The sequence below is a fragment of the Pseudomonas tensinigenes genome (assembly GCF_014268445.2).
Taxonomy (GTDB): Bacteria; Pseudomonadota; Gammaproteobacteria; order Pseudomonadales; family Pseudomonadaceae; genus Aquipseudomonas; species Aquipseudomonas tensinigenes.
This window is the reverse complement of sequence record NZ_CP077089.1, coordinates 5,678,429-5,696,990: the sequence shown is the minus strand read 5'-3', so window position 1 is coordinate 5,696,990 and position 18,562 is coordinate 5,678,429. Positions and strand designations below refer to the sequence as shown.

Below are 18,562 nucleotides of genomic sequence, written 5' to 3'. Positions count from 1 at the left end.
ACTGAATTCAAGACGGCGTTATGGGCGCCGATCTTAGAAGACGTTGATCGGGTAGTCGATGATTACGCGGTATTCATCTGTATCCGAATCAATCACGCCGTAACCGTTGCCGCCACGGTTGGTCGCCCATTGCAAGTGCACCGCCAGATCTTTGGCCTGACCGCTCTGCACTACGTACTGCAAGTCGAGATCGCGCTCCCAATGCTTGGCGTTGCGGCCATCGGCGCTGTACCAGTTGGAATAGCCTTTGCTGTTCGGATCCACCTTGGTCAGGTCCACCGTACCGCGCGAATAGGAGACTGCCGAGGTCAGTCCCGGCATGCCGACACCGGCGAAGTCGTAGGCGTATTTGAGCTTCCACGAGCGCTCGTTCGGGCCGTTGAAGTCGGAGTACTGCTGGGAGTTGTCGAGGTAAACGCTGTCGCCCTGGCTGATGTAGTCGAACGGTGTGTTGCCGTTGACGCGCTGATACGCGGCGGTAACGCTGTGATTACCGATGCCGACAGTGAAGTGCAGGCTGTAGGTGTTGTTGTCGATGTTGCCCAGCAGCGCATCACCGGTGTCTTGCGTGTGATAGAAATGCACGCCCGGATTGAGGCTGACCAGATCGTTCAACTGCCAAGTGTAATCCAGGTCGTAGTAGTACTGGTTCCAGATGTCCTTGAGCTCAGAGGCGTATAGGCTGCTGGTCAGGCCTTCGACACCACTCCAGGCGACGCCGGCCCAGTTCAGGTGCTGGCTCTCATCGCCGTCGGCCAATGTCCCGTAGGAAGTGCCGATGCGCGTGTGGCCACTCTGGTTGTAAGGCTTGGTGAAACTGGCCTGGCCGCCTTCGATCAACCAGCCGTCGAAGCTGTGGTTGGTCAGGCTCACACCACGGAAGGTCTGCGGCAGCATGCGTGTGTCACCGCCGGCAATCACCGGGTTGGTGAGGAACAGGTCGCCGGCCTTCAACTCGGTATCGAACGCACGCATTTTCAACGTGCCCCCTGCGGTGGAAAAAGCCCCCGGCGCTTTGCCGCCGTTCTCTCTGACCGGCAGGATGCTCGAGCCGTCCGTGCCGCCACCGCCATCCAGCTTCAACCCGAGCATGGCGTGGGCATCAATGCCGAAACCGACTGTGCCTTCGGTGTAACCCGACTTGAAGACCCCGAGAAAGCCCTGGCCCCACTCGATGTTGTCGTCCGCTTTCTGCAAGCGGTTGCGATTCATGTAGTAGTTGCGGGCGTTGAGGTTGAGGCTCGAACCTTCGACGAAACCTTCTTTAGCAGGTTCTTCAGCGTGAGCGATGGGGGCAATAGTTGCGGCAATTGCAATGAACAACGGAGTGAAACGGACTGGGTAACGCACGTGCAATGGAGCTCCTTGGGTCAACTGGCGCCTCTATATTTTGAGGCGCTCGATGTTTCTTGTTGTTACAGACGAACCAAACGGCTTTCAGACCACAACGAAAAAAGGCCGCTGAAAGGCAGCGGCCTGGAATGACGACGGTTGAACGGGAAGAGCCAAACAACCGCGTCGAGGGAAACGGTGTGGTGCGCGACTCAGCTGTCTTTTTCCAGCGATTGAGCCTGGGAAGTTGCAGCCTGAGGGGCCTGCGTCGCGTCTTTGGCCTTGGCCATCATTTCTGCCTGATGCTGGTCATACGCTTGAGCGCGCGCGGTGTTCTGCGCCACGAACGCGTGGGATTCTTCAGCCATCGCCATTGGCGACAGGATCAATGAGGACAAAACGAAAGCGCTGGCAATACCCATACTGTTGGACATCTTGAAAACCTTCTCGCTTGGCGAGTGCTGTTTGGTGCGGGCAAAGATAAGGTTGCCGGGCGTTGGGAAACAGCGTGATTTTCATAAATGACTGTTGCGCAGGAGGTAAAAGTCGAAGATCGCGGTGTAGTCAAGAGCAACCCCCTCACCCCAGCCCTCTCCCCCAGGGGGGCGAGGGGGAAAGCGAGTAGATCCGGGGCTTTTCAGAATCCGAGTTCGACTGGATATTTCAGGTCGGCGTACTTCGAGAGAACAACTCGCTCAGTCCCATTTCCCCAGGGGGGCGAGGGGGAAAGGGATCCGATCGGGGGCTTTTCAAAGCCTGAGTTCGACTCGAGCTTTCAGGTCGGCGTACTTCGAAAGAACACCACGGTCAGTCCCCTCTCCCTCCGGGAGAGGGTTAGGGTGAGGGGCTTTTCAGACCGGTAAATAAATCCCGAAGGTATTCATCCCCCGATCACTGCGCACAAACACATCTCCGCCATGCATCAGCGCAATCGCCTTGACGATCGCCAGCCCCAACCCATGGTTATTGCCACTGTTACTGCGCGACGCATCCACCCGATAAAAGCGCTCGAACAAGCGTGGCAAATGCTCGCTGGCAATCGGCGAGCCGGGGTTGGCCACGCCGATACTCACCTGATGCTCTTCAACCTCGATTCGCACCTCGATCACCTGTCCCGGCCCGGTGTGCTGCACCGCATTACTCAACAAATTGATCAACGCCCGGCGCAAATGCGCGACCTCGATCTGCACCAGCGCATCACCGCTGACCTGCACTTCAACCTGCGCATCTTCAAGGATGAAGTCCAGATATTCCAATGTCGTCGCCACCTCATCCGCCAGCGAAGTGGATGTGAGTTTGGTCGCCTTGTTGCCCTGATCGGCACTGGCCAGAAACAGCATGTCATTGATGATCGAGCGCAGCCGTTCCAGCTCTTCCAGATTCGATTGCAGCACTTCGAAATAGTGTTCGGCTGAGCGCCCACGGGTCAGCGCCACTTGCGTCTGCCCGATCAGATTGGTCAGCGGCGAACGCAGTTCATGGGCGACGTCGGCGTTGAACGATTCCAGCCGCGAGTAGGCCTGTTCGACCCGTTCCAGCGTCGAGTTGAACGAGTCGACAAACTGTTCAAGCTCCGGTGGCAGCGGTGACAAACGCAAGCGCCCGGCCCGCAGCGGCGGCGCCAGACGCTGGGCTTCATGGGACAGTTTGATCAACGGTTTGAGACCAATCCGCGCCACCCAATAACCCAGCGCCGAAGCCATCAGCACACCGACAATCGCCAGCCCGATCAGCGCGATCAACAGGTTGTGCTGAGTCTCATGAAACGTCTCGGTATCAATGCCGATCATGAAGCGCAGCGGCGGGCGCTGATCCTTGGCCGGCAGTTCGGTCAGCAGCACTTTCAGTGGATAAGGATGGTCGGGCAACTGCAGGTCATGCATGCCCAGCGGCCCTTGGGCGAACGCGCGAATCGCCGCATCGGGCTGACCATACTCGTAACCCGGATCGCCACTCACCACCCAGAACCGAATGCGTTTGTCCTCCTCGCCAAGCAGCTTCAACTTAGCGTTTATCTTCAGCCAATGCTCCGGCGTACCGAAGCGATTGAGCGCCGATTCGAGCACGCTGTAACGCGCATCCAGCTCGGCTTCCGGCAGCAGGCCCAGTCCCTTGTCCACCTGTTGATAAAGCGCGCCGCCGATCAACAGAAACACCAGCAGCGCCACCAGCGTGAACATGCCACTGAGGCGCAGGGCAATCGAGTTACTGGATACCACGGCTCTCCAGCACATAACCCATGCCGCGAATGGTGTGCAGCAGTTTCTCGTCGAACGGCCCGTCGAGCTTGGCGCGCAGACGTTTGATCGCGACTTCGACGACGTTGGCATCGCTGTCGAAATTGATGTCCCAGACCATCTCGGCGATGGCGGTTTTCGAAAGGATTTCACCTTGCCGGCGGGCCAACACGCTCAACAGCGAGAACTCTTTAGCGGTCAGATCCAGTCGGGTGCCGGCGCGAGTGGCCTTGCGGCTGATCAAATCTATCCACAGGTCGGCGATGCTCACTTGCACCGGTTCGTGGCCGCCGCTGCGCCGGGTCAGTGCTTGCAGGCGCGCGACCAGTTCAAGAAAGGAAAACGGTTTGCCGAGGTAATCGTCGGCGCCGTCGCGCAGGCCTTTGATGCGGTCTTCGACGCGCTCGCGGGCGGTGAGCATGATCACCGGGGTCTGCTTGCGCGCCCGCAACGCGCGCAGTACGCCGAAGCCATCGAGGCCCGGCAGCATGACGTCGAGGACGATCACCGCGTAGTCGCTTTCCAGCGCCAGATGCAGCCCCTCGACGCCGTCGCGGGCCAGATCCACGATGTAACCCTGTTCCGTCAGACCGCGGTGCAGATAGTCCGCGGTTTTTTCCTCGTCTTCGATAATCAGAACGCGCATGACCCTGCCTCAGTCTGTGGTCGCCAATGCCGGTGAGGGCATCGGTTTGGGCCGGTGGAACAGCCGCTCAAGCCACAAGTATATGACCGGAGTGGTAAACAACGTCAGCATCTGGCTGACCAGCAAACCGCCGACCACCGCGATGCCCAACGGTTGGCGCAGTTCGGCGCCGGTGCCGTAACCGAGCATCAGCGGCAGCGCGCCGAGCAGAGCGGCGAGGGTGGTCATGATGATCGGCCGGAACCGCGTGATGCACGCCTCGAAAATCGCATCCTGCGGTGACAGGCCTCGGTGGCGCTGGGCTTCGAGGGCGAAGTCGATCATCAGGATGCCGTTCTTCTTGACGATACCGATCAGCAACACCAGCCCGATCAGCGCCATGATCGAAAAGTCCTGGCCGCAGATCCACAGCATGATCACCGCACCCAAGCCTGCCGCCGGCAGAGTCGAAATGATCGTCAGCGGGTGCACGAAGCTTTCATAAAGCACACCCAGAATGATGTACACCGCCACCAGCGCCGCGAGGATAAGCCACGGCTGACTGGCCAGCGAACTCTGGAACGCTTGCGCCGCACCCTGGAAATTGCCGCTGATCGCGGTTGGCATGCCGATCTCGGCCTTGGCCTGATTGAGCAGAATCACCGCATCACCCAACGCCACACCGGGCGCCAAGTTGAACGACAGGTTGGCCGCCGGGAACATCCCGTCATGGGCAATCGACAACGGGCCAATGGTCGGCGCGTCGAATTTGGCCAGCGCCGACAGCGGCACCATTTCGCCACTCAGCGGTGAGCGCAGGTAGAAATAGTTGAGGCTTTCGGCCTTGCCGCGTTGTTTGGTGTCCAGCTCCAGAATCACGTTGTACTGATTGACCTGAGTCTGGAATTCGTTGATCTGGCGCTGGCCAAAGGCGTCGTACAGCGCCTCATCGACATCGCTGGCGGTCAGGCCGAAACGTGCGGCGGCGCTGCGGTCGATGCTGATGTGGGTGATGCTGCCGCCCAGTTGCAGGTCGTTGGAAATATCGCGGAACGCCGGGTTGCTGCGCAGTTTTTCCGTGAGGCGTTGCGTCCATGTGGCGAGGGTCGCGCCGTCGTTACTCTTCAGCACGTATTGGTATTGCGCGCGGCTCGGACCGGAGCTGAGGTTGATGTCCTGGCCGGCGCGCAGGTAGAGGACTATGCCGGGGACTTTCATCAGTTGCGGACGGATACGGTCGATGAACTGGCTGGCGCTGACGTCGCGGTCGCCACGTTTTTTCAGGGCAATCCAGAAACGGCCGTTGGCGATGGTCTGGTTGCTGCCGGACACACCGACCGAATGGGAGAACGCCTGCACGGCTGGATCGGCGGCGACGATTTCCGCCATCGCCAAGTGTTTTTTCACCATGTCACCGTAGGAAATATCCGCAGCGGCTTCGGTGGTGCCGAGGACGAAACCGGTGTCCTGCACCGGGAAGAAACCTTTCGGGATAAAGATGTAACCGCCGATGGCCAGCGCCAGCGACAGACCGAACACGCCAATCATCAATTTCTGATGGGCGAGGGCGCGGCGCAGGCCTTTCTCGTACCAGCCGAGCAAGCGTTCGCTGAAGCCCGGTTTGGCGTGGGCGTGATGCACCGGTTTGCGCATGAACAGTGCGGCCAGTGTTGGCGCCAAAGTCAGCGACACCACCACGGAAATCATGATGGTCGAGGTCGCGGTCAGGGCGAATTCCTTGAACAGGCGCCCAACCACACCGCCCATGAACAGCAGCGGAATAAACGCCGCCACCAGCGAGAAACTGATCGACACCACGGTGAAGCCGATCTCGCCCGCGCCCTTGATCGCCGCTTCGCGCATGTCGTCACCGGCCTCGAGATGCCGGTGGATGTTTTCCACCACCACGATCGCATCGTCGACGACGAAGCCGACCGCGACGACGATCGCCACCAGCGTCAGGTTGTTCAGGCTGAAACCGAGGATGTACATCAGGGCGAAACTGGCGATCAACGACACGCCGAGTACCGCCGAAACAATCAGGGTCGCCGACAACTGACGCAGGAACAGCGCCATCACCGCCACCACCAGCAGGATCGCGATCAACAGGGTGATCTCGACCTCATGCAGGGAGGCACGAATGGTCTGGGTGCGGTCGATCAGGGTTTTCACTTGCACCGAGGCCGGCAGCATCGCTTCGAGACCGGGCAGGGCGGCTTGAATGCGGTCGACGGTTTCAACGATGTTGGCGCCAGGCTGGCGCGAGATCACCAGGTTCACCCCGGGTTGATCACCGGCCCACGCTTGCACGTAGGCATCTTCCGAACCGTTGACGACTTTGGCGACATCGCGCAGGTGAACCGGGGCGCCATCCTTGTAGGAAACGATGAGCTGGCTGTAGTCCTCGGGGTGGAACAACTGGTCGTTGGTCGACAGCGTCGAGATGCTCGATTCGCCGTACAGCGCACCTTTGGCGAGGTTGAGGCTGGTCTGCTGGATCGCCAGACGAATGTCGGCAAGGGTCAGGCCGATCGCGGCGAGTTTGTCCGCCGAGGCTTGTACGCGAATTGCCGGACGTTGCTGACCGGTGATGTTGATTTGGCCTACGCCGTCGATCTGACTGATCTGACGCGAGAGCAGGGTTTCCACCAGGTCGCTGAGTTCGGTGCCGGGCATTTGTGTCGAGCTGACGCTGAGGATCAGCACCGGGCTGTCGGCCGGGTTGACCTTCTTCCACGTTGGCAGCGTCGGCATGTCCTTGGGCAGTTTGCCGGCGGCGGTGTTGATCGCCGCTTGGACTTCCTGGGCGGCGGTGTCGATGCTTTTATCGAGGGTGAACTGCAGAGTCAACAGGCTGGAGCCGAGCGCACTGCTGGAGGTCATCTGGGTCATGCCGGGGATAGCGCTGAATTGCACCTCCAGCGGCGTGGCCACGGACGAGGCCATGGTGTCGGGGCTGGCGCCGGGCAACTGTGCGGAAACCTGAATCGTCGGAAATTCCGCTTCCGGCAGTGGGGCAATCGGTAAACGCGGGAAGGCAATCAAACCGACCAGCACCAGCGCGATGGTCAGGAGAATGGTTGCGACCGGGTGATCGATGCACCACGTCGAGACGCCTTTGTGCGCCTTCATGGTTTCGGCTCCGCTTGCACTACCTGCGCCGGCTCGCTCATGACTTGCACCGTTGAACCCGGTTTAAGCCGCGACTGGCCATCGGTGACCAGCACGTCGCCGGCCTTCACGCCTTTGATGATGTCCTGGCCGCTGCCTTGATAAACCATCTGCACTTGCACGGCTTCGACCTTGTCGCTGTTGACCCGGTAAACGAAGTGTTGATCGAGGCCTCGTTGTACGACGGTGGGCGGGACGACCAGCGCATCTTTGTCGAGGGCTGTCTGAATTTTTACCGTGACCAGCAGGCCGGGCCAGAGCTTCTGGCTGGCGTTGTCGAATTCGGCCTTGGCGCGGATGGTGCCGGTGTTGGCGTTGATCTGGTTATCGATCAGGGTCAGGTGACCTTCGCCGAGCAGGTTGCCGGTTTCGCCGTCGGTGTCTGCGCCGATGTAGGCCTTGACCTGTGCGCGTTGCGGATCGTTGATCAGGCCTTGCAGGGTCGGCAGCATTTGCTGCGGCAGGGAGAATTCGACGGCGATCGGGTCGATCTGGGTGACGGTGAACAGGCCTGCGGTGTCAGTCATGCGCAGGAAGTTGCCTTCGTCGACTGTGCGAATACCGACGCGGCCGGTGACCGGCGAGCGGATCTGCGTGTAGGAAAGCTGTACCTGCGCCGCATCAATCGAGGCCTGGTTGCCTTGAGCGGTGGCCTTCAGTTGGTTGACCAGGGCTTGTTGCTGGTCGTAGGTTTGTTTGGAGATGCCGTCGTCGACGGTGAGCAGTTTGTAGCGTTTGAGGTTGACCAGGGCGACTTGCAGTTGCGCCTGGCTTTCGCCCAGTTGGGCGCGGGCCTGATCGAGGCTGGCGCGGATGGAGCGGTCGTCGATGGTGGCCAGCAGGTCGCCTGCTTTGACGAGCTGGCCTTCTTTGACGAGGATTTTGGTGAGGATGCCGTCTATTTGTGGGCGCACGACGACGCTGTGTAATGAGAGTACGGAGCCGATGCCGCTGGTGTAGCGGGGGACGTCTTTTTCGCTGACGGCGATCACTCGCACGGGGATGGCGGTGGGGGTGGCGAGTTTGGTCGGGGCGGGTTTCAGGGCGTACCACAGACCTGCGCCTGCGAGGACGATCAATAGGGTGGCGAGCAGGGCTTTGTTTTTTTGGATTCGCATGCGGGGTGGGCGCCGGACGGAGTTTGGGCAGGGTTGTTGTCTTTATAAACCTGTCTGCGGGTCAGTAGGGTGACGGCTAGCTGTCAGCGCTGTCAGTTTCGTTGGGTGCATATCCGTTGCTGCGGTAACGGCGGCTTAGGGTTCCGCCCTTACGGCGGGTCACTTTTTCCAGACGCCGAAAAAGTAACCAAAAAGGCTTGCTCCTGCGTGCGGCCCGCTCGCTGGGGCTCGGGGTTCCTTCGCTCCGGGATCGATCCGGGCGCAGCGCCTACGGTTTGCTTCGCTGCACCTCCTCTCGCTGTGTTTGGCTGCGCCAAACGGTCGCTGCGCTCCCACGCCCGGATCAATCCCTCCACTCAGCCTTCCGACGTCGCTCGTGGATCAAGATCAAGAGCAGGCGAGCTGACACTCGGCCTATTGAGTGGTGAAGAGCACGGCGCGCACGGCTTTGGTTTTTGTGGTGCTCTTGCCCCTCACCCCAGCCCTCTCCCGAGGGAGAGGGGGCCGATTTGTGAGCTTTTCAACATCTGAGTTCAACTCGGTATCCCAAGTCGGCGTATCTCTTCCAGTCCACGCGGTCAGTCCCCTCTCCCTCCGGGAGAGGGCTAGGGTGAGGGGCTTTTGATCTGTTTCAGAATCTGAGGATCGACTCGGTATTTCACGTCGGCGTAGCTCTCCCAAACACGTCGGTCAGTCCCCTCTCCTTACGGGCGGTCCGACGTTTCGGGAGGGCCAGGGTGAGGGGCTTTTGATCTGTTTCAGAATCTGAGCTCGACTCGGTATTTCACGTCGGCGTACTTCTCCCAAACGACTCGGTCAGTCCCCTCTCCCTCCGGGAGAGGGCTAGGGTGAGGGGCTTTTGATCTGTTTCAGAATCTGAGTTCGACTCGGTATTTCACGTCGGCGTACTTCTCGCAAACTACTCGGTCAGTCCCCTCTCCCTCTGGGAGAGGGCTAGGGTGAGGGTTGGCTTTTGGCTGTTTAAATTTGTGTCAAATAACCAGAACCTTCCCACAAGCTTTTCAGGTTGTCCGTCGGACGTGCGCTCTCTAGTCTTTGGTTGTCGCCGAATACTCGGTGATCGGGTGTGAGAACCCTGAAAAATTAGTGATTCAGTCCATCAGTCCGCATAATTGCCGGCGGCTTGTCCGCTGCTTGCAAATGCTTCATGGCGGCTGTGTGCGGGCAGACTTCGGTCTGGCCGGTTTCCTATTTTTCCGGTTTCTCACCCCGCACATAGCTGCCACCCACTTCGCCGCGTGAGAAACGGCAAGGGATGGCTCCCATTTGCAAAATAGGGTTTCCAATGACTAAGCCAGTTCCAGATCCACCCATCGATCCCACCACCCCACTCGAAGACGCCATCCGCGCCGACGACCAGATCAAAACCCGCGAAGCCATCAAGCGTGCGCTCGATTTCTACCTCTGCCCCGAACCTGTCAAACCGCGTCAGCCCAGTACGATGTTCCTCATCCACCCGAACATCGACACCGAAAGCCTGCTCGCCCACGCCTGTGAGTCTTTGGCTTCAGCCAATGTCATGGCCGGTGATCTGGCCGATAAGCTCAGTCGTCCGCAGCGCAGTACGGCGCTGGCGATCCAGCAGATCGTCATGCTCGCCGAGCTGGCGGTGAACCGGGCGCTGGATCGGGTTGATCCACAAACGTAATCCGTCTGAACACCGCGTCATCGTTCTTCGCGAGCAGGCTCGCTCCCACCGTTTGAAGCGCAGTCCACCTGTGGGAGCGAGCCTGCTCGCGAAGACGTCTGATTGGGCACCCCATCTCTAACGGCAATTATTTGTTGAGCAGTCCCCAAAAGGGACCGATCAGTCCCAATCAGGGACCTATTTGCCCACTACGCTTCTCAAGATCCGTCCCTGCACGCGGATAAACATTGTGTAGCCCGGGTTCTCTGGGCCGCTCACCCCGGGAGTGTCTTGAAATGAAGCTGAAAACCGCTCTGCCGTCTGTGCTTCTTTTGCTTCCACTCATAGCCTCCGCCGCGCCTGCCAGTCAATCCGGCGAGATCCGCTTTACCGGGCAAATTGTCGATTCGGGCTGTCAGGTCGGACTGGTCGGGGCGTTTGCTGATCGTGAGTCTCGCCAGATCGAAATCAAACCCGGCGTGAAAGTCGATGTCGACTCCGATCGCAACGCTTGCAGTCATCAGTCGCTGCCGATTTCCATGCGCTACGAAGCGCTGAAGACCTCGACCGACAAAGGCATCGTCATCATCAGTTACCTGTAAACCGTTCGGCGTGCGCTGCAAATCTTCAGGTGCCCAACCTTGGCGCACAGGTATACTGCGCGCCTTCGCGGCTCACTGATCGGGCCCGACTTTTTGCTTTCCGGAGCTTTTATGACTTCCCCGACCCTGCCGCCGGTTGACGACGCCGTGAGCGATGTCCCGGCTGAACTGGCCGACACCAGCGATACCAAAGCCGATATCCCGGCCTTCAAATTTCCGTTCAAGCCGGGCGAGCTGGCCTCTGCCAAAGGCTCGAACCAGCCGTGGTACAAGAACGGCGCCAAGAATGGCCACACCAAGACCCCGGGCATGGCGCCGCCGGGTACCCGTCGTTCGATGGGCAAGCGCTGATCTGTTCTTGAGGTAATCGCACCAAGACGCAGAATATTCCCACAGAGATAGCAGATTCGCCCTCTGGGAATCCAAGCGACCTTTCGTCAAAGATTCATGCCCCGTGAACGCTTTGATAAAGGTCGCTTCCATGTCTCTGGCAAAAATCCTGTCCGCTTTGTCGCTGTTAGCCCTGACCACCGGTTGTGTGTCGTCGACGGTCGAGCCGACGCTGCGGTTTGGCGTCGAACCTCTCGTACCTCCCTTTGAAAGTCGCAACGATAAAGGTGAACTGGTCGGACTCAACATCGAGTTGGGCAATGCCTTGTGCGCCGAACTGCAAAAACGTTGCGTGTGGGTCGATCAGGATTACGCGACCAATATCGTGGCGCTTGAGGCCAATCGTTTCGACGTGATCATGCCGATGACGGCCACCCCGGCGCGGCGGGAACGCATCGATTTCACTGAAAACCTCTACCCGTTGAGCAGCCAGTTGGTCGCGCGCAAGGGGACGCATCTGCAACCTGATGCCAAATCACTCCAAGGCACACGTATTGGTGTGTTGGCCGGCACCAGTCGCGAGGCGTTCGCCAAGGCGCGCTGGGCTGAGTCGGGTGTGACGATTCGTAGTTTTCAATTCAACGATCAACTGATTGCGAGTCTGCAGAGCGGTGAAATCGATGCCACCTTGCAGGATTCCATCGAAATCACGCACGCATTCTTGAGCCGGCCGCAGGGTCAGGCGTTCGGTTTTGCAGGGCCGGCGCTCAAGGATCCGATGCTGGGCACGGGCGTGGCCATGGCTTTGCGCAAAACCGACAGCAAACTGCGTGATGAACTCAATACGGCCCTCGAGCGTTTAAAACAGAGCGGCCAGTATCAGGCGATCACTGAGCGCTATCTGTCGTCTGCTATCAGTGACTTCCCCCGCTATCGAGCCAAGGCGCAGGATTTGCCGTTTTCCGATTCCGTACAGATTGGTGAGACGATCTATTTGTCCGGTGTGCTCGGGCTGGATGTCGATGGCCAACTGGCGGCGGGCGGGATTCGTCCGCAGATGGTTCAGGTCATGGAGAATCTGCGTAGCGCGCTGGACCGAAGTGGTTCATCTCTCGCGCACGTGGCCAAGTGCACCGTGATTCTCACCGACGTCAAGGATTTCGCCGGGATGAATGAGGTTTATCGCCGCTATTTCCCTGCCGACCGGTTACCTGCTCGCACGACGTTCGCGGGCAAGCAACTGGTGGTGCCGGGAGCTAAAGTGGAGCTTGAATGTCTGGCAGTGGCTGCCAGCTGAAAAAGTCGCAAGCATTCCCGTCAGCCGTCGCTGCGTTGTGCGTGCGGTTGATGGCTAAATGCATGCCGGCGCAGGCGCTTGCGCCTATGTGGCAGGCGCTCAAGCACGGACAGTCGTGGATGGGCCTGGTGAAAAATCGTTGCAAGAACAGCGATCATTACAGCGGGATCAGCGAGCGGGCTCACTCTTACTAGGAAACGCATTTCAAATGCAGGAGTGAGCCTGCTCGGGATGAGGCCCGTGCAGACGCTAAAGAATCTGGATCAAGCCGCGCGCAACGAGATAAACGCATACGTCTGCGCCGGCTCCGTCACCACCTGAGCCCCGGCTGCCAACACCTGCCCGGCAACATCATCGCCCGACAGATGAAACACCCACTCACTCGGCGCAGTCGTCAACGGTTGCGCTGTCACCTGATCAATCACTGCCGCAAAGGCATCCATATTCGGCAAGTACGCAGTAAACCCGTCACCCTTCAACGCCGTGGTGCGAATCCCCAGCATCGCGCAGATCGCGTCCTTGATCCCGATGTCATCGCGATCGGCCTGGCGCGAACGTTGAATCAATTCGACCAGTTCCTGATCAACCAACTCGCCGCCAGCGATCAATACCGGCCCCTGTTGCCAGGACTCCGGCGGGCAATCCTTGGCGGCAGGGTTGAGCGGGATATGCGGATTGATTTCCGCCGGATAAATGCGGCAGACCAACGGCCGTCGCTCGTAGATCCGGCACAACTTGTCTTCGTCAAGATTCCGACAGGGGCCGACGTTGTAAGCCGCGAAGGTGATTGCCACATGGGCGTCGGTTGCGCCGCTGCGAACGACCGCTGAGCGACGTTCGGCATGTTCTCGCTGCTGCGCCGGCAGACCCAGGCCATTACCGAGAAAAGCCTCCACCAGCACAATCACCTGACCGCCATCCGCCGCCCACATGCGGGCTTCGGCCAGGGTCAGGGGAACATGGTGATCGGTGCAGCATTTGCCGCAACCTACGCAGGAAAACGTCGTATTCATTGAGCGATCTGTCTTCAATCAGGGTGTGAAACGGTGGCGGAAAACCACCGCACAGACGCTGATCGAAGCAAGTTATGCGCCACTCACCGGGATTTGGCGCTCGGACGGATCGAGTCCCACTCGGTGACGAAGGCGGTTTTCGACTGTTTGTTGTACAGACAGAGTTCGGTGCCTTGCTGGCCCTTCATGTGTTTTTGCGGGTATTGGCCTTGCAGCAGAACGGCGGTGTAGCCGACGCGGTCATCGAACTGCGCTGGGGTGCCGACGGGTTTGGTGTTTTTCAGGCTGCTGGCTTTGGTGCAACTGGCGAGTACGGTTTTGTCGTAAGCGGCCCAGGCGTCGGGGCTGGAGGCGTGGGCTTGAGAGGCGAGGGCGGTGAGGCAGAGCAGGCTTAAGGTGAGGGCTTTCATGGGGGGCATCCTTGGTCGTGGGTGGCCAAGGTTGGAGTCTGCCTGAGTGTTAGAAGTTGCCTATGCCGGCCCTTTCGCGAGCAGGCTCGCTCCCCCCCTGGAATGCATTTCAAAATGTGGGAGCGAGCCTGCTCGCGAAGACGGTCGATCAGTCCGGCACCAACTCCCGGCGGACCACATACATCCCGGCACTTTCATACAAGCGCTGCGCCCGCCGGTTGTCTTCCAGTACCTTCAAATCAACAAACCCTTCGCGCCGCTGCTGAAACACCTTGAATGCTTTGAGCAACAGCGCCCGGCCCAATCCGCGCCCCTGCATGCGCGGATGCACCACCAGATTCTTGATATAGGCGCTGGTCCAGCATTGCGCCACGCCGACCACGCCTTCGGCATCGTGGGCAATAAAGCACAGGGTCGGATCGTATTCAGGATCGGTCTCGAATTGCTGCTGCCAAGTGTCCAGCGCCGGCACCCGACCGCCGCCTTCGCGATAACCGAGTTGCATCAAATGATGCACGTCCGCCGCCATTTCGACGGAGTACGCGCACAGTTCAATGCCTTGAGGCCAAAGAGCATCAGGCGCGTCCTTGGCAAGATCGCGTCGCATCAAAAAACAATACGTCTCGGCCAAGACTCAGTGCCCTTGGGCGGCGACGTGTTTGGCCGCTTCGATCAGGCAGTGGGTCAGTTCCGGCGAGGAGAACTTGGTCAACACGCCGTTCGCCCCGGCCAGGCGCGCTTTTTCGCTGTTCATCGCGCTGTCGAGCGAGGTGTGCAGCAGCACGTACAAATGGGCGAAGTCCGGGGTCTCGCGCAGGGTGCGGGTGAAGGCGTAACCGTCCATCTCGGACATTTCGATGTCGGAGACGATCAGGTTGATCTGCTGCGCCGTGCCTTGCAGGTCGAGCAGGCAGTCGATGGCTTCCTTGGCGCTGCGTGCGGTATGGCATTGCAGGCCGAGGTTGCGCAGGGTGTGCACCGATTGTTGCAGCGCCACCTGGCTATCGTCGACCACCAGAATCCGCGCATTGCCGAGCACATCAGCGTCTTCCATGCTCAGATCGGTCGGGGCCATTTCGATCTGCGCCGGGGCGATGCTGTGGATAACTTTTTCGATATCCAGTACCTGCACCAGCGTGCCGTCCACCGACGTCACGCCGGTGATGTAAGCGCGTGAACCGCCGGAGCCGAATGGCGGTGGTTTGATGTCGGTGGTCAGGCAGTGGACGATTTTGCTCACCGCTTGTACGTGCAGGCCCTGCTTGGAGCGGCTGACGTCGGTGACGATCAGGCAGCCGCCGTTCGGATCTTCGAGCGGACGCTCACCGATCGCGCGGCTAAGGTCGATGACCGACAGCGAGGCGCCGCGCAGGGTGGCGATGCCTTTAACGTGCGGGTGCGACTCCGGTAGTTTGGTCAGCGGCGGGCAGGGGATGATTTCACTGACTTTCAGCAGGTTGATCGCCATCAGCTTGCCGCTGCGCAAGGTAAACAGCAGAAGCGAAAGTGAGTCTGCGCGGGCTTTGGTGGAGGACATATGAACCTTCTGTGGAAAGGTGGTGGGCGAGGGTGGAAATCGCCAGAAACTATTGATGCCGGGTTATCGGCGTTAAAGGGGTGGGCTTTAGGTTAGTTGTCGGGTGGCGTGCAGATCAAAAGCCAAAGCCCCTCACCCCAGCCCTCTCCCGGAGGGAGAGGGGGCCGACCGAGGTGTCTGGCGTTTTACATCGACCTGAACGAAGGAGTCGATTATGGATTCGGTAAAGCAGTTTCAAGTCGGTGTATTTCTGAAGCATCCCCGGGTCGGTCCCCTCTCCCTCCGGGAGAGGGCTAGGGTGAGGGTGTGCTTTTAGCTCTTCATGCCGAGTCGTTTGGCCATGCGGCCGAGGTTGGCTCGATCCAGCCCCAACTCCCGCGCCGCACTCGCCCAGTTATCCTGATTACGCTCCAGCGCCGCGCTGATCAAACGCCGCTGATACTGCTCGGTCGCACTGCGCAAATCCCCGCTGATCAACGGCATCTCAGCCACCACACCTGCAACCGCCTCAACCGAGTTATCCACAACCTCACGCGGTAAATCCAGATCCGCCGCGCTCAAACTGAGTATCTTCGGCCGCACCTTGCAGTTGCCCAGCGCTTTCAACGCACTGCGCCCGATCAAGTGCTCAAGCTCGCGCACGTTACCCGGCCAAGTGTAGGCGAGCAGCGCTTCCTGAGCGTCGCTGTTCAGGCGCAGGCTGTTGAGGCCCATGCGCGAGCGGTTCTGTTCGAGGAAAAAACCGCTGAGCAACAACACATCGCGGCCACGATCACGCAGCGCCGGTACGCGTAGCGGGTACACACTCAGGCGATGGTAAAAGTCGGCGCGATAGCGACCGCTGCGCACTTCTTCGGCGAGGTCGCGGTTGGTCGCGGCAATCAGGCGCACATCGACCTGATGCTCCTTGTCCGAGCCCAAACGCTGCAACTGACCGCTCTGCAAGACGCGCAGCAATTTCGCCTGCACGGTCAGCGACAACTCACCGACTTCATCGAGAAACAGTGTGCCGCCATTGGCCAGTTCGAACTTGCCGCGACGGTCGTTGGTGGCGCCGGTGAAGGCGCCGCGCACGTGGCCGAACAGTTCGCTTTCTACCAGTGTGTCGGGCAGCGCGGCGCAGTTGAGGCTGATGATCGGTTTGTCGGCGCGGGGAGAAGCGGCGTGGATGGCCTGGGCGACCAGCTCTTTGCCGACCCCGGTTTCGCCGGTGATCAACACGGTCAGATCGCTGCCGCCGACCAGATTGATTTCTTCTACTAACTTCTTCAGCGCCTTGCTCTGGCCGATCATTTCGCGATTCTGCTGGCCGCTGGCCTGACGATAAACCTCGGCGCGCTGGTGTTCGTCTTCTGCGCGATTGGCCAAGCGTTGGATGCGTTCGGCTGCGTTGACCGTTGCCGAGGCGAGGCTGGCGAAGGCTTGCAGGGTGTCGAGTTCGATCGGTTCGAAACGCTCGGGGTCGAGGGCGTCGAGGGTGATCAGGCCCCAGAGTTTTTCATCGACGAATAAAGGACAGCCGAGGCAATCGTGAACTTCCAGATGCTCGTCGAGGCCGTCGACCAAACCGTCATAAGGATCGGGCAGGTCGCTGTCGGCGGCGAACCGCGTGGGGCCGGCACCGCTCAGCAGTATTTCGAAGCGCGGGTGTTCGCTGACCTTGAAGCGCCGGCCGAGGGTGTCGGTGCTTAAACCGTCCACCGCCAGCGGCACCAGGGCTTCGCCGTCGAGACGCAACAACGCCGCCGCATCGCAGGGCAGCAGGGCGCGCATGGCTTCGAGCAGGCGTCGGTAACGCTCGCCCTCGGGCAGTTCGCGGGACAGGTCGGAGACGAGAGGCAGCAGGGCGGTGAGCAGTGATTTGGCGGTCATGGTCTTGTAGTCAAAGAGACAAGATGTAGTCGGGATGACTATAATGTGCTCTGAGTCTTTATGACTACTTAAATCTCAAACTTTTGATTTATATGGATAAATAAGTTGGCACGAATACTGATAACTCTAAGGTAACTTTTCCAAGAAGCTCAGGAGTCCACCTTATGCTTAGCGTCCAGGATCGTGCCATCGTCAAATCCACTGTGCCTCTGCTGGAAAGCGGCGGTGAAGCGCTGATCACGCACTTCTACCGCATGATGCTCTCTGAATACCCTGAGGTCCGCCCGCTGTTTAACCAGGCGCACCAGGCCAGCGGTGACCAGCCGCGCGCGCTGGCCAACGGCGTGTTGATGTATGCGCGGCACATCGATCAGCTCGACCAGTTGGGCGATCTGGTGGCGAAAATCATCAACAAGCACGTGGCCCTGCAGATCCTTCCGGAGCATTACCCGATTGTCGGCGCCTGCCTGCTGCGCGCCATTTCCGAAGTGCTCGGCGAAGAGATTGCCACACCGGAAGTGATGAACGCCTGGGGCGCGGCGTACGGGCAACTGGCGGACATTCTGATCGGCGCCGAAACCGCGATCTACGACCAGAAAGAACAAGCCGTTGGCGGCTGGCGCGGGGCGCGGGAGTTCATCGTCGCGGCCAAGGTCGAGGAGAGCGCGGAGATCATTTCGTTCTACTTCGAGCCGGCAGACAAAGGCCCGATTCTGGCCGCCGAACCGGGCCAGTACATCGGCATGAAGCTGATCCTCGACGGTGAAGAAATCCGCCGCAATTACTCGTTGTCGGCCCTGGCGAATAACGGTCAGTACCGCATCAGCGTCAAGCGTGAACCGGGTGGCCGTGCCTCCAACCACTTGCACGATCAATTGCATGTCGGCGCCAGCATTCAGCTGTTCCCGCCATCGGGTGAGTTCACCTTGGCTGCGAGCGACAAGCCCTTGGTGCTGATCAGCGGCGGCGTTGGCATCACGCCGACTCTGGCGATGCTCGAAGCCGCGCTGGAAACCGAGCGTCCGGTGCACTTTATCCACTGCGCGCGCAATGGCAGCGTGCATGCGTTCCGCGACTGGATTGATGAGCTGGCGGCGCGTCATCCGCAACTCAAGCGTTTTTACTGCTACGCCGAAGATGACGGCGTGAGCCCGGCGGCAGACAAGGTCGGGATGCTGGATCAGGCGCTGTTGGGCGAGTGGTTGCCGCAGGAGCGTGATGTCGACGCGTACTTCCTCGGGCCGAAGGGCTTCATGGGGGCGATCAAGCGGCATTTGAAAGCGCTGGGTGTGCCGGAGCAGCAGAGCCGTTATGAGTTCTTTGGGCCGGCTGCTGCTTTGGAGTGATCTGAAACCGGGTTGCCTTCATTC

General features: G+C 59.8%; 16 protein-coding genes. 5 read left to right on the top strand and 11 right to left on the bottom strand.

Going from position 1 to position 18,562, the window contains the following annotated elements; genetic code table 11:
• Positions 1 to 33: 33 nt before the first annotated feature.
• The 6 genes from HU718_RS25200 to HU718_RS25175 form a co-directional block, all read right to left on the bottom strand.
• Positions 34 to 1,350 (bottom strand): OprD family porin, encoded by a 1,317-nt coding sequence (locus HU718_RS25200; protein WP_186616625.1) that lies wholly within the window; start codon positions 1,348 to 1,350, stop codon positions 34 to 36.
• A gap of 194 nt (positions 1,351 to 1,544) precedes the next feature.
• Positions 1,545 to 1,766, bottom strand: coding sequence for a hypothetical protein (locus HU718_RS25195; protein WP_016986472.1), 222 nt, complete (start codon positions 1,764 to 1,766; stop codon positions 1,545 to 1,547).
• 417 nt (positions 1,767 to 2,183) lie between these two features.
• Positions 2,184 to 3,566 (bottom strand): heavy metal sensor histidine kinase, encoded by a 1,383-nt coding sequence (locus HU718_RS25190; RefSeq protein ID WP_186616624.1) that lies wholly within the window; start codon positions 3,564 to 3,566, stop codon positions 2,184 to 2,186.
• Positions 3,538 to 4,215, bottom strand: coding sequence for a heavy metal response regulator transcription factor (locus HU718_RS25185; protein WP_186616623.1), 678 nt, complete (start codon positions 4,213 to 4,215; stop codon positions 3,538 to 3,540). Before HU718_RS25185 ends, HU718_RS25190 begins: the two co-directional genes overlap by 29 nt.
• A 9-nt stretch (positions 4,216 to 4,224) precedes the next feature.
• Positions 4,225 to 7,326 (bottom strand): multidrug efflux RND transporter permease subunit, encoded by a 3,102-nt coding sequence (locus HU718_RS25180; RefSeq protein ID WP_038369196.1) that lies wholly within the window; start codon positions 7,324 to 7,326, stop codon positions 4,225 to 4,227.
• Positions 7,323 to 8,483 (bottom strand): efflux RND transporter periplasmic adaptor subunit, encoded by a 1,161-nt coding sequence (locus HU718_RS25175; protein ID WP_186616622.1) that lies wholly within the window; start codon positions 8,481 to 8,483, stop codon positions 7,323 to 7,325. Before HU718_RS25175 ends, HU718_RS25180 begins: the two co-directional genes overlap by 4 nt.
• A 1,306-nt stretch (positions 8,484 to 9,789) precedes the next feature.
• Here HU718_RS25175 and HU718_RS25170 point away from each other — a divergent pair.
• The 4 genes from HU718_RS25170 to HU718_RS25155 all read left to right on the top strand — a co-directional run bounded on the left by HU718_RS25170 (position 9,790) and on the right by HU718_RS25155 (position 12,360).
• Positions 9,790 to 10,152: a DUF6124 family protein gene (locus HU718_RS25170; RefSeq protein WP_150731526.1), complete on the top strand. Its 363-nt coding sequence runs from the start codon at positions 9,790 to 9,792 to the stop codon at positions 10,150 to 10,152.
• A gap of 275 nt (positions 10,153 to 10,427) precedes the next feature.
• Positions 10,428 to 10,733, top strand: a complete 306-nt coding sequence (locus tag HU718_RS25165; RefSeq protein ID WP_102901567.1) for a hypothetical protein — start codon at positions 10,428 to 10,430, stop codon at positions 10,731 to 10,733.
• A gap of 111 nt (positions 10,734 to 10,844) precedes the next feature.
• Positions 10,845 to 11,084, top strand: a complete 240-nt coding sequence (locus tag HU718_RS25160; protein ID WP_102901568.1) for a hypothetical protein — start codon at positions 10,845 to 10,847, stop codon at positions 11,082 to 11,084.
• 130 nt (positions 11,085 to 11,214) lie between these two features.
• Positions 11,215 to 12,360, top strand: a complete 1,146-nt coding sequence (locus HU718_RS25155) for a transporter substrate-binding domain-containing protein (RefSeq protein WP_186616708.1) — start codon at positions 11,215 to 11,217, stop codon at positions 12,358 to 12,360.
• Positions 12,361 to 12,623: 263 nt separating this feature from the next.
• On the opposite strand, the gene HU718_RS25150 is transcribed toward HU718_RS25155, so the two are convergent.
• From HU718_RS25150 to norR, 5 genes are all read right to left on the bottom strand, one after another.
• A complete protein-coding gene (locus HU718_RS25150) occupies positions 12,624 to 13,373 on the bottom strand; it encodes a YkgJ family cysteine cluster protein (RefSeq protein ID WP_102901571.1) in 750 nt (249 codons plus the stop codon).
• Between the two features lie 83 nt (positions 13,374 to 13,456).
• Positions 13,457 to 13,783 carry a hypothetical protein gene (locus HU718_RS25145; protein ID WP_150707693.1) on the bottom strand — a complete coding sequence of 109 codons (327 nt, stop codon included), beginning with the start codon at positions 13,781 to 13,783 and terminating at the stop codon, positions 13,457 to 13,459.
• Between the two features lie 148 nt (positions 13,784 to 13,931).
• Positions 13,932 to 14,390, bottom strand: coding sequence for a GNAT family N-acetyltransferase (locus HU718_RS25140; RefSeq protein ID WP_186616707.1), 459 nt, complete (start codon positions 14,388 to 14,390; stop codon positions 13,932 to 13,934).
• 27 nt (positions 14,391 to 14,417) lie between these two features.
• A complete protein-coding gene (locus tag HU718_RS25135) occupies positions 14,418 to 15,320 on the bottom strand; it encodes a chemotaxis protein CheV (RefSeq protein ID WP_034156080.1) in 903 nt (300 codons plus the stop codon).
• A 312-nt stretch (positions 15,321 to 15,632) separates the two neighbouring features.
• A complete protein-coding gene (gene norR, locus HU718_RS25130; protein WP_186616706.1) occupies positions 15,633 to 17,192 on the bottom strand; it encodes a nitric oxide reductase transcriptional regulator NorR in 1,560 nt (519 codons plus the stop codon).
• A gap of 164 nt (positions 17,193 to 17,356) precedes the next feature.
• Between norR and hmpA the strand changes: the two genes are divergently transcribed.
• A complete protein-coding gene (hmpA, locus tag HU718_RS25125; RefSeq protein WP_186616705.1) occupies positions 17,357 to 18,538 on the top strand; it encodes an NO-inducible flavohemoprotein in 1,182 nt (393 codons plus the stop codon).
• The last annotated feature ends 24 nt before the right edge of the window (positions 18,539 to 18,562 follow it).